We start from the raw sequence: 11535 nt of genomic DNA on the forward strand, positions 1-11535 counted from the left end.
TGCAATCTGCGGGCCCGTTTCTGTTTTCGCTTTCGCAGCAAGGGTTTAGTTGGCCAGCATCCGCAAGCCCTGGGTCACGTCCGACCGCACTGCCAGCCGCAGCCCCGGTTCGTCCCCGGCCTTCAGCGCGGCGATGATCAGCCGGTGGAAATGCGGCCCTTCTTTCCGGTTCAGACGGCCGTAAAGCTTGCGCATGGTCGGCCCCAGCTGAAGCCAGACGGTTTCCGCCATGGCCAGCATCGCCGGGGCCTGGGCGCGCAGGTACAGCGTGCGGTGGAATTCCAGGTTGGTGCGGATGTAGCCGACGGCATCGTGCCGCTCGACCACCTCGGAAATCGTGGCGTTGATCGTCTGCAGCCGGTCGATCAGCGCGATATGGGCCCGCGGCAGCGCGCGCGAGGCCAGCTCGACCTCGAGCAGGGCGCGCAGGGCGGCCAGTTCTTCGATCCGGTCGTTGCTGATCTCGGGCGTGGACACCCGGCCCGAGGCGGACAGCGTCAGCGCCCCTTCGGCCACCAGCCGCCGCACCGATTCGCGGGCAGGCGTCATCGAGACGCCGTATTGCTTGCCGATGCCGCGCAGGGTCAGCGCCTCTCCCGGGGGGATTTCACCGTACATGATGCGCGTGCGCAGCCCGCGATAGACGCGTTCATGCGCGGCGGGGCTGGGATCTGGGCGGGCGTCGGGACGAGATTGCATCAACATGGCGCGGACTGTGATCACAAATCCGGGCGGGGTCAATGGGTCTATTGGGGGCGACCCTCAGCCCGATCAGCCCTCGGCGTCGAAACGATAGCGGTGCAGCGCGGCCCCGTCGCTGCGCAGCCAGCCGCGCTGGACCTCGTAGGGGCCGTGGATGCGGGTCACGGTGTCCCAGAAGGCGCTGGAATGGTTCATTTCTTTCAGATGCGCGACCTCATGCGCGGCGACATAGTCCAGCACCTCGGACGGGGCCAGGATCAGCCGCCAGGAATAGGACAGCGCGCCGCTTGCGGAACAGGATCCCCATCTGGACCGCGTGTCGCGCAGGGTCAGCCGGCTGTAATTCCGCCCCAGCCGCGCCGCGTAATGGTCCGAAGCCCGCGCCAGCCGGTCCCGCGCCAGAGTCTTCAGCCAGGCGGCCAGCCGTGTCGGCACCTGATCGGGTGCGCCGGGCACCAGGATGCGCCCCTCGGTCACCTTCACCGACCGGCCCGTGCCCTGCGAGATTTCATGCCGCACGCCAGCAAGGGGGATCGTTGCGCCCAGGGCCACGGGAAACAGCCCGCCGTGGCGCGCCAGATGGGTACGGATCCAATCGGCCTTGTCCCCGGCAAACCGCAGCCCTTCACGGTCGCTGACCCCGCGCGGCAGGGTCAGGGTCACCCGCCCATCCAGCGACGACACCCGCAGCGAAATCCGCCGTGCCCTGGGGGAACGTTTCAGATTGATTTCCACCGGGGGGTTGCCCGGCAGGACATGCTGGCCCATATGACCCCCGTTCTAAGCCCCGATCTCGCGGAAAAGCCTTTGACACCCTTAGCCCGGTATGGCAGGGGACGCGGATTGTCGGCAAGTGATGTCATCTGAGAGGGAATGTCCATGCCCAAGGAAGAATGGGGTACGAAGCGTGTCTGCCCCACGACCGGAAAGCGGTTTTACGATCTGAACAAATCTCCGATCGTCAGCCCCTACACGGGTGAGATCGTCGAGTTTGACGAATCCAAGAACCGCATGATCGCTGCGGATGCCGAGGATGCCTCGGCCAAGAAAGGCAACGACGACGTCGAAGACGATGTTGTGCTGGACGATGACGACGTCGATGTGGATCTGGACGATGATCTGCTGGACGACGACGAGGATGACGACAACGTCTCTCTCGACGAAATCGCCGACGTTTCGAACGACGACGACGATTGATCTGACGGGAAGTTGGACGGGGTTTTCAGGGCGCGATTTTTTCGCTTGATCCCCCCCGCAGCTTCCCATACACAGCGCCGCACGGGCGATGCAGCCCGTGCCAAATGGGGCCTTAGCTCAGCTGGGAGAGCGCTTGCATGGCATGCAAGAGGTCAGGGGTTCGATCCCCCTAGGCTCCACCAAACACCCTGTCTCAGGGCGTTTCCTTCCCCCCGAATTTGAACCGATCGCCCCGCCACCCGGGATCCCTGCGTTTGCAGCCGCGAAACCCGTGGGCCTTTGGCGCAAAGGGCGCTAAGGCTGTGGCATGAGCGTTGAACCTTTCGAAATCTTCCTGGTCTGTGCGCCGGGGCTGGAACCCATGCTGGCCGAAGAGGCCCGCAGCCTTGGCTTTCCCGTATCCGGCATCCTGCCCGGCGGCGTGACCTTCAATGGGCTCTGGCCGGATGTCTGGCGGGCGAATCTGGCGCTGCGCGGGGCGACCCGTGTGCTGGCCCGGATCGGTGATTTCCGCGCCTTCCATCTGGCGCAGCTGGACAAGCGGGCGCGCAAGTTCGATTGGGGCGCGGTCCTGCGCCCGGATGTGCCCGTCTCGGTCGAGGCGACCTGCATCAAGTCCAAGATCTACCACGACCGCGCCGCCGCGCAGCGGATCGAAACCGCCCTGCGCGAAGAGGCCGGGATCACCATTGCCAAGGACGCGCCGCTGAAGGTCATGGCCCGGATCGAGGACAACCTTGTCACGATTTCGGTCGATACCAGCGGTGATCTGCTGCACAAGCGCGGGCACAAGGCCGCCGTGGGCAAGGCCCCGATGCGCGAAACCCTGGCGGCGCTGTTCCTGCGGCGCTGTGGCTATACCGGCGGTGAAACGGTGGTCGACCCGATGTGCGGGTCCGGCACCTTCGTCATCGAGGCGGCGGAAATGGCGCTTGGCCTGTTACCGGGGCGGTCGCGCCGCTTTGCCTTTGAACAGCTGTCGACTTTTGACCCCGACGCCGTCGCCGCGCTGCGCGAACAGGCCCCGACCCAGACGTCCCTGCGGTTCTACGGGTCCGACCGCGACGCGGGCGCGGTGAAGAACGCCACCGCCAATGCGGACCGTGCTGGCGTATCGGACGTGCTGCAGATCACCCAGGCCCCGATCAGCGATCTGGCCCGCCCCGAGGGCGCGCCCGGTCTGGTCATCATCAACCCGCCCTATGGCGGACGGATCGGCAACCGGAAGATGCTGTTCTCGCTTTACGGCACCGTGGGCGAGGTGCTGACCGAACGCTTCCGCGGCTGGCGCGTCGGCATCATCACAGATGACGGCGGGCTGGCCAAGGCGACCGGCCTGCCCTTCCTGCCGATGGAGCGGGCGATCGACCACGGCGGGCTGAAGGTCAAGCTCTACCGCACCGATCCCCTGCCCTAAGGCGCGGGGGCCTTCGGACGGCGCTTACAGGTCCTCGACCCGGACCGCATCGGCCCAGGGCGACATGACCTCGGTGCAGCCCGTGTTCTGCCCGTCAACGCGCCGCACGACCGAGGGACAGGCCCAGTGGAAGGGATAGGCGGCATTGGGGCGCGGCGCGACCTGGTGACGTTCTGACAGCTTTTCGATCACATCCCCGGCAAATGTCGCATCCGCGATCAGCAGATCGCCCGAAATGTCGAACCGCGGGCTGTGGAAGGCTTCCTCCAGGGTTTGTGCGCCGTCGGTCATCATCGTGACCAGCTGCGCCACCGCGCCGACGATCTTGCGCCCGCCCGAGGCACCGATGGCAAAGCCCCCCGCAGGGTCGCAGACAATCGCCGGGCAGATGTTCATCAGGCAGGGTTTGCCAGCGGCAAGCGAGTTCGGTTTGCCCGGTTCAGGGTCGAACCACATGATGCCGTTGTTCATCGGCAGGCCGGTCGATTGCGATAGAACACGGCTGCCGAAGATCGACAGAAGGGTCTGGGTCACGGCGACCATGTTGCCTTCGGCATCGACGACCGAGAAATGGCTGGTGCAGCCGGGGCTGGCGTGGGTTTCACCGTCGTGCCCCATGGTCTTCAGCCGGTGTGCATAGGCCCCGGCCAGGGCGTCGGCCATGGCGGGAATATCGGCTTTTCCCCCGGATTCGAGCCTGTTCAGGTAATCCGCAAGCGTCGGCCCGGCGGTCAGGCCCGGCATCAGGTGAACCTGCGCCGCGCCATGGGGAACGGTCAGCGGTTCCTGAACCCGGGCGCGATAGCTGCGCAGGTCTTCCAGCGACAGGCACCCGCCCTTGCCCTGGATGTCGCGCACAAGGTCCTGCGCGATCTGCCCTTCGTAGAAATCACGCGCCCCGGCCTGGGCCAGACGCGACAGCGTGGCGGCCATGCCGGACATGTCCAGCCGGTCCTGCCCGCTGGCCGTCCAGGCCCCGACACGCGGCCAGGTGCCGTCGTGCAGGAAGAGCGCCGCCAGATCCGGATCCCGCGCGATCAGCTGCGCCGATGACGCGGTCAGCAAGGCGGAATACCAGTCGATCAGCGGCCCCTGCCGGGCCAGGTCGATCGCCGGGGCCAGAAGGTCGGCCCAGCCCCTGGTGGCAAAGCGCTGATGCGCCGTATCCATCCCCGCGACCATGCCGGGAATGGCGATGGCCGTGGCCCCGGTGACATTGCGGTCGTCCAGCACCGAGGGCCAGGGAAACAGGTCCGAGACGCGCCCCTGCCCGGTCAGCGGATAGTCCGCCGGATCCAGCCCGGCGGGTGATTCCATGCCGAAGTTCACCGCATAGGCGCGCTGTTCCTTTTCCCGCCAGATGACCATGGCCCCGCCGCCGCCCGGGCCGCTCATCCAGGGTTCGACCACGCCCAGGGCAAAGCCCGTGGCGATGGCCGCGTCCACCGCGTCGCCGCCGTCCTTCAGCACCTGCGCGCCGACCCGCGACGCCACGGAATGCTGGGACGCCACCACCCCGCCACGGGTTGGGACAACCCGTTTGCGGACCTCCTGCGTGGTTGAGAAGTTGCTGTGCATGGGGCGTCCTTTCGCGGGGAAATCAGGCTCTGATCGGCGGAATAGGGTCTATTCCGGGGGCAGCACCTTGCCGGGGTTCATCAGGTTCAGTGGATCCAGCGCCACCTTGATCGCCCGCATCGCCATCAGCGCGGCCGGGTCCTTGCGCCGGGCCATCGACGACAGCTTGGCCGTCCCGATGCCATGTTCGGCGCTGAAGGATCCGCGCAGGTCCAGCACGATGTCCTCGACCCGTTCCATGATCCGGTCCTTCAGCGCGTCATCGGCGCGGGTCGGGAAGACGGTGTAATGCACGTTGCCGTCGCCCAGGTGCGACACGACCGAGGTCGTCGCGCCCGGGTCGACCTCTTGCAGGGTGGCGTCGGCGCGGGTCAGGAAGGTTTCGATCTTGTCCAGGGGCACGGCCACGTCATTGGTCAGCCGGACACCGCGGGCGGTCGCAATCTCGGCGGCGGCCTCGCGCCGGGACCACATGTCCTTGCGCTGCGCTTCGTTGCGGGCGACCACGGCGTCGTCGATCATCTCGTTTTCAAGGTAGCGCGCCAGGATCTCTTCCAGATGGCCGACGATCGGGATCTCTCCGGTGTCGTCCGGGGTGCAATCGCGCGGGGCCAGAGCCCCGACCTCGATCAGGATATTCACCGGATAGGGCTGATCGAACGGCGGCTTATGCGCGGCATTCAGCGCGACATGATCGTCAATGTAGCTTTGCGGCATGTATTCGAAGGCCTCGACCTGGCCGCCAGTCTCGCGCTGAACCTCGTTCAGCAGGGGCAGCGCATCGGTCAGGCGCTGCATGCCGATCATCGCGGTGGCATAGGCCCCCGGCTTGGGGTGCAGCTTCAGCACCGCCGCCGTGATGATCCCAAGCGTACCTTCCGACCCGATCAGCAGGTGGCGCAGATCATAGCCCGAGTTGTTCTTGTGCAGCCCGCTCATCAGATCGACGATCTCGCCGGTCGGCAGCACGGCCTCGATCCCCAGGACCAGGTCGCGGGTATTGCCATAGCGCAGCACGTTGGACCCGCCCGCGTTGGTCGCAAGGAATCCCCCGACCCGGGCCGAGCCCTTGGCGCCGAATGTCAGCGGAAAGACCAGGTTCTGCGCCTCGGCCGCGTCGTGGATGTCCGACAGGATCACCCCGGCTTCGACCACGGCGGTGCGGGCATCGGCGCTGATATCGCGGATCGCCGTCATGCGTTCCAGGCTGATCAGGATCGCCTCTCCTACGGCACCGCCACACAGGCCGCTGCGCCCGCCGACGGGAATCACCGGCAGCTTCAGGTCATTGGCCAGGCGCACGACCGCCGCGACCTCTTCGGTGGTGCCTGGGCGCACGACGGCCAGCGGCTGCGCAGTGCGATATCCCGAGATGTCGGTGGCGAACGGGTCCGTATCCGTCCCGGTCAGGACGTGTTTTGCGCCACAGATGGCGACAAGCTGCTCTTTCATGAAGGCTCCTCCCAAGCGGGGCGATGATGCGGCGGGCCAGCGGCAAGGGCAAGAGGCGGGCAGGCAGCAAAAAGCCGGGTTTTCGTGCTTGACGTGATCCCAAAGCTGGCCTAAACGGCCCCGGTCTGGCGGAGTAGCTCAGTTGGTTAGAGCAGCGGAATCATAATCCGCGTGTCGGGGGTTCAAGTCCCTCCTCCGCTACCAGACTTCCCCATCATCAAATGCGTCTCAACGGCCCCTGTGCAGGGCCTGGCTGTCGCTGCGCCGTAGCGGTTGACATGATGGGCGGGCTTTCGTTCAGTCGCGCCCAAGGGGCCCGTGATCGGGCCCCGTTCCGCGCAGGGCGCGGTTCGCTGTGATCCGTCTGATGCAAAGGACCGCACCCCGTGACATCGCCCGCGACGCCCCCCGCAAAAGGCGCCCCCCAAGACCCCCGCGCCACCTGGCCAACCCTGGGCGAGGCGACCCGCGTCTGGGCCCGCGTCGCGGCGCTGTCCTTTGGCGGGCCCGCCGGGCAGATGGCCGTCATGCACCGCATCGTGGTCGAGGAGAAACGCTGGATCGGCGATGCCCGGTTCCTGCATGCGCTGAACTTCTGCATGCTGCTGCCGGGACCCGAGGCGCAGCAGCTGGCGACCTATATCGGCTGGCTGATGCATGGCACCCGTGGCGCGGTGATCGCGGGCGGGCTGTTCATCCTGCCGGGCGTCCTGGCGATCCTGGGCCTCAGCTGGATCTATGTCCTCTGGGGCGATGTCCCCCTGGTCGAAGGGGTCTTCTTCGGCCTCAAGGCGGCCGTTCTTGCCATTGTCGTGCAGGCGCTGCTGCGGATCTCGTCCCGGGCGCTGAAGACGCGGGCGATGCGGGGGATCGCGGTGCTGTCCTTCGTGGGGATCTTTGCGCTTCAGATGCCTTTTCCCCTGATCGTCGCGCTGGCGGCTCTGGCGGGCTACCTGGGCGCGCGGGCTGGCCTGACGGGCTTTGCCCCCGGCGGCGGGCAAGGGGCGCAGGGCGGCCCCCATCTGGCCGATGCCGACAGCCTGCTGGGCGATGAGGCCGCCACACAGGACGCAGCCGGGCGGCGCGGGGCGCTGGTGGCCGGGCTTGCGGCACTGGTGCTGTGGCTGGCGCCTGTCGCGGCGCTGGTGCTGCTGGCGGGGCCGGGCAATGTCTTCGCCGATATCGCGCTGTTCTTCTCGAAGATGGCGGTGGTGACCTTTGGCGGCGCCTATGCGGTTCTGGCCTATGTCGGACAAGAGGCCGTGGGCACCTATGGCTGGCTCAGCGCCGGGCAGATGCTGGACGGGCTGGGCATGGCAGAGACCACGCCGGGGCCGCTGATCATGGTGCTGCAGTTCGTCGGCTTCCTCGGAGCCTGGAGCGCAAGCGGAGATATCTGGATCGCCACGCTTGGCGCGCTTCTGACCACCTGGGTGACCTTCGCGCCCTGTTTCGCCTGGATCTTCCTTGGCGCCCCCTGGATGGAGCGTCTGCGCGCCAACCACGGCCTTTCGGCGGCCCTGACGGCGGTGACGGCGGCGGTCGTGGGGGTGATCCTGAACCTGGCCCTGTGGTTCGCGATCCACGTGATCTTCACCCAGGTCACGACCTGGGCGGCAGGCCCAGTCGCGCTGGAGCTTCCGCGCCCGGCCTCGGTCGACTGGGCGGCGCTGGCGCTGACCCTGCTGGCGCTGGTGGCGGTGCTGCGGCTGAAACTGGGGATGGCCGCGGTGCTGGGCGGCGCGGCGCTGGCCGGCGTGGTCCTGACACTGCTAGTGTAAGGGCTAAGGCCACCGGCAGGCCACAGCCCGCCGGTGACGTATCCTCAGGCCCCTTGTCAGGCACCCGGGATCTGTGTCGCGTCCAGCGCGGGCAGAACCTTGCCCGAACAGGCGCCGAAGCCCACGCGATAGCCATCGCCCCGGGCGGCCCCATAAAGGGTCAGCGTATCGCCATCTTCCAGGAAGCTGCGGCTGCCACCCCCGGTCAGGCTGACCGGCTCTTGCCCGCCCCTGGTCATCTCAAGCAGCGCGCCAAGGCTGTCGGGCGTGGGCCCCGAAATCGTGCCCGACCCCAGCAGATCGCCCACCCGCATCGGACAGCCTGAGATCGTGTGATGGCACAGCTGCTGCGCCGCCGAATAATACATCGTGGCGTAGTTGGTGCGCGAAATCACCGTCTCCTCGCCCCCTTCGGGGGTCAGCCCGATGGTCAGGTCGATGTCATAAAGCATCGGGCCGGGTTCCTGCAGATAGGGCAGCAGGGGGCGCTCCCTCTCGGGCGTCGCAGTGCGGAAGGGCTCCAACGCGGCGCGGGTGACGATCCAGGGGCTGATCGAGGTCGCGGTGGCCTTGGCCTGAAACGGGCCAAGCGGCTGGTATTCCCAGGCCTGGATATCCCGCGCAGACCAGTCGTTCAGCAGCACGTAGCCAAAGATCATCCGGTCGGCCTCGGCCACCGATACCATCCCGTCCGAGGGCTGACCGACAATTGCGCCCAGCTCCAACTCCAGGTCAAACCGCTGGCAGGGGGCGAAACGGGGAAGCGCCTCATCCGGGGCCTTCAGCTGCCCCCAGGGGCGGCGCACATCCGTTCCCGAGACCACAACCGAAGACGCCCGACCGTTGTAGCCGATCGGGATCGACAGCCAGTTCGGCGGCAGCGCGTTCTCGGCCCCGCGAAACAGCACGCCGACGTTGAAGGCGTGGTTCTTCGAGGCGTAGAAATCCGTGTATTCCGCGACCTGGATGGGCATCCGCATCGCCACATCGGCCTGAGGCACCAGGTATTCGGGCCGCGGCGTGGCATCGGCCCCAAGCAGCGCCAGAAGCTGGCTGCGCAGGCTGTCCCAGGCCTCGGGCCCAAGGTCCATGAGGTCGTTCCAATAGGGCACATCAAAGACCGGCGCACCGCCCAGGTCGATCAGCCCGTCGCCCTCGGCCTTGCACAGATCCAGGATCTGGTCGCCAATGGCCACGCCACAGCGCGGCATGGTGCCATTGCCCGCATCAAACACCCCATAGGGCAGGTTGTTCAGCGGAAAATCGGTGTCGGCGGAATTCGCGCTTTCCACCCAGCTTGTCATCAATGTCATTCACTGTCCTTTCGGGGGTGCAATCGCGCGCCCCCCTGATCATCTTGCCGGAAATACTCCGGGGGGTGAGGGGGCAGCGCCCCCTCGCGTCAGCCCGGATGGCGCTAGTCCCAGTTCCCCTCGGGCGTGCCGTCAAAACGCTTCTTCAGGCTGTCCCAGCAGTCGATGTAATCGTCCTGCAGGGGGGCTTCTTTCGCGGCAAAGGCCGTCAGGTGCTGCGGGAAACGGGTTTCGAACATGAACGACATCGTATTGTCGAGCTTGCCGGGCTGAAGATCCGCGAATGTCGCCTTTTCAAAGGCTTCATTGTCGGGACCATGGGGCATCATCATGTTGTGCAGGCTCATCCCGCCGGGGGCAAAGCCGTTCGGTTTGGCGTCGTATTCGCCATAGATATTGCCCATCAGCTCGGACATGACGTTCTTGTGGTACCAGGGCGGACGGAAGGTGTTTTCCGCCACCATCCAGCGTTCGCGGAACAGCACGAAGTCGATATTCGCGGTGCCCTCGACCCCCGAAGGCGCGGTCAGCACGGTAAAGATCGACGGATCGGGATGGTCGAACAGGATCGCGCCGACGGGGCAGTAGGTGCGCATGTCGTATTTGACGGGGCAGTAATTGCCGTGCCAGGCGACCACATCCAGCGGCGAATGGCCGATGTGCGTCTCATGGAACTGGCCCTGCCACTTGATGGTGATCTTCGAGGGCGCGTCGCGATCCTCGAAGGCGGCGACGGGCGTCTTGAAGTCGCGCCGGTTGGCCATGCAGTTCGCGCCGATCGGACCCCGGCCCGGCAGGTCGAATTTCTGGCCGTAGTTTTCGCAGACAAAGCCCCGGGCGGGGCCGTCCAACAGCTCGACCCGGTAGACCAGGCCGCGGGGCAGGATGGCGATTTCCTTGGGCTCGATGTCGATGATGCCCAGTTCGGTGCAGAACCGCAGCCGGCCTTCCTGCGGCACGACCAGCAATTCGCTGTCGGCCGAATAGAAATATTCATCCACCATGGACTCGGTCACCAGGTAGATATGGCTGGCCATGCCGACCTGGGTATAGACGTCGCCCGCCGTGGTCATGGTGCGCATGCCAGTCAGCCAGGTCAGCGGCTTGTCGGAATGCGGCACCGGATCCCAGCGGTACTGCCCCAGGGATGTCACGTCCGGGTCCACATTCGGGGCCGACTGCCAATAGGGCAGGCTGATCTTCTGATACCGCCCGGAATGTTTCACCGAGGGCCGGATACGATAGCACCAGGTGCGTTCGTTCTGATGGCTGGGCGCGGTGAAGGCTGTGCCGGACAGCTGTTCACCATACAGGCCATAGGCGCATTTCTGCGGGCTGTTCATGCCTTCGGGCAGGGCGCCGGGCAGGGCCTCGGTTTCGAAATCATTGCCGAAACCGGGCATATATCCATCGTGCAGGGCGCTGATCCCGGCGGCGCGGGTCAGTCCCGAGATCTTGGTCTGGTCGTTCATGGGCCTTGTCCTTTCTGGCGCGTCCCGGGGTGTTCGGCCATGCGGCGGCCCCACCCGGGAACTTGGCGTCATTGCGGCTTGTCTGGTCCGTGGATGATAGTTACTTTTGTAACTAACAAGGAAAATCTTCGGAAAGAGGCGGAAAAAACAATGGACCCGCAGGATCCCGCCAAGGCGTTCGAGCTTTCGGCCTTTACCCCCTATCTTCTGAACCTCGCCGCCGAGACGCAGGGCGAAGCCTTTTCCCGCATTTATCGCGAACGCTACGGGATGCTGCGCACGGAATGGCGGGTGCTGTTCCACCTGGGCCGGTATGGCGCGCTGAGTGCGCGGGACATCTCCTCCAGGGCGCGGATCCACAAGACCAAGGTGTCGCGCGCGGTCGAGGCGCTGTCGCGCAAGCGGTTCCTGACCCGTGAGGTCAGCGAAGAAGACCGCCGGGTCGAGATCCTGTCGCTGACCCCGGCGGGCTATCGCGCCTTCACCGATCTGTCCGGTGCCGCCAGGGAATTCGAGGCCGGTCTGGCCGCGCGCCTTGGGGCCGAAGACCTGGCCCTGCTGCGGCGGATCCTGGACCGGCTGGCAAGCGCCTAGGCCCTTCCGTCCCGTCATCCCGCCCTTGC

At 66.2% G+C, this 11535-nt stretch carries 10 protein-coding genes and 2 tRNA genes; 6 read left to right on the forward strand and 6 right to left on the reverse strand.

The window, feature by feature from the left end; all coding sequences use genetic code 11:
* Window positions 1–45: 45 nt before the first annotated feature.
* Entirely contained in the window at window positions 46–705 is a 660-nt protein-coding gene (locus tag BMX99_RS06305) for a GntR family transcriptional regulator (RefSeq protein ID WP_093448817.1), read from the reverse strand.
* A 66-nt stretch (window positions 706–771) separates the two neighbouring features.
* Window positions 772–1470, reverse strand: a complete 699-nt coding sequence (locus tag BMX99_RS06310) for a M48 family metallopeptidase (protein ID WP_093448821.1) — start codon at window positions 1468–1470, stop codon at window positions 772–774.
* A 111-nt stretch (window positions 1471–1581) separates the two neighbouring features.
* On the opposite strand from BMX99_RS06310, the gene BMX99_RS06315 reads away from it, so the two are divergent.
* The 3 genes from BMX99_RS06315 to BMX99_RS06325 all read left to right on the forward strand — a co-directional run bounded on the left by BMX99_RS06315 (window position 1582) and on the right by BMX99_RS06325 (window position 3316).
* On the forward strand, window positions 1582–1899 hold the full coding sequence (locus BMX99_RS06315; protein WP_093448825.1) for a TIGR02300 family protein: 318 nt from the start codon (window positions 1582–1584) through the stop codon (window positions 1897–1899).
* Between the two features lie 106 nt (window positions 1900–2005).
* Window positions 2006–2081 (forward strand) — tRNA-Ala (locus BMX99_RS06320).
* Window positions 2082–2206: 125 nt separating this feature from the next.
* Window positions 2207–3316: a THUMP domain-containing class I SAM-dependent RNA methyltransferase gene (locus BMX99_RS06325; protein WP_093448829.1), complete on the forward strand. Its 1110-nt coding sequence runs from the start codon at window positions 2207–2209 to the stop codon at window positions 3314–3316.
* 24 nt (window positions 3317–3340) lie between these two features.
* On the opposite strand, the gene BMX99_RS06330 is transcribed toward BMX99_RS06325, so the two are convergent.
* Both BMX99_RS06330 and BMX99_RS06335 read right to left on the reverse strand, forming a co-directional pair.
* Window positions 3341–4894, reverse strand: coding sequence for a gamma-glutamyltransferase family protein (locus tag BMX99_RS06330; RefSeq protein ID WP_093448833.1), 1554 nt, complete (start codon window positions 4892–4894; stop codon window positions 3341–3343).
* 48 nt (window positions 4895–4942) lie between these two features.
* On the reverse strand, window positions 4943–6346 hold the full coding sequence (locus BMX99_RS06335; protein WP_093448836.1) for an FAD-binding oxidoreductase: 1404 nt from the start codon (window positions 6344–6346) through the stop codon (window positions 4943–4945).
* 127 nt (window positions 6347–6473) lie between these two features.
* Here BMX99_RS06335 and BMX99_RS06340 point away from each other — a divergent pair.
* Window positions 6474–6550, forward strand: a tRNA-Met gene (locus tag BMX99_RS06340).
* A gap of 182 nt (window positions 6551–6732) precedes the next feature.
* Window positions 6733–8127 carry a chromate efflux transporter gene (chrA, locus tag BMX99_RS06345; RefSeq protein ID WP_093448840.1) on the forward strand — a complete coding sequence of 465 codons (1395 nt, stop codon included), beginning with the start codon at window positions 6733–6735 and terminating at the stop codon, window positions 8125–8127.
* Between the two features lie 56 nt (window positions 8128–8183).
* On the opposite strand, the gene fahA is transcribed toward chrA, so the two are convergent.
* Both fahA and hmgA read right to left on the reverse strand, forming a co-directional pair.
* Entirely contained in the window at window positions 8184–9440 is a 1257-nt protein-coding gene (gene fahA, locus BMX99_RS06350) for a fumarylacetoacetase (protein ID WP_093448844.1), read from the reverse strand.
* Between the two features lie 104 nt (window positions 9441–9544).
* Window positions 9545–10912: a homogentisate 1,2-dioxygenase gene (gene hmgA, locus BMX99_RS06355; protein WP_093448848.1), complete on the reverse strand. Its 1368-nt coding sequence runs from the start codon at window positions 10910–10912 to the stop codon at window positions 9545–9547.
* A 150-nt stretch (window positions 10913–11062) separates the two neighbouring features.
* Between hmgA and BMX99_RS06360 the strand changes: the two genes are divergently transcribed.
* Window positions 11063–11506 carry a MarR family winged helix-turn-helix transcriptional regulator gene (locus tag BMX99_RS06360; RefSeq protein ID WP_093448852.1) on the forward strand — a complete coding sequence of 148 codons (444 nt, stop codon included), beginning with the start codon at window positions 11063–11065 and terminating at the stop codon, window positions 11504–11506.
* Window positions 11507–11535 lie beyond the last annotated feature (29 nt).

The sequence above is a fragment of the Pseudooceanicola nitratireducens genome (assembly GCF_900109195.1).
GTDB lineage: Bacteria > Pseudomonadota > Alphaproteobacteria > Rhodobacterales > Rhodobacteraceae > Pseudooceanicola > Pseudooceanicola nitratireducens.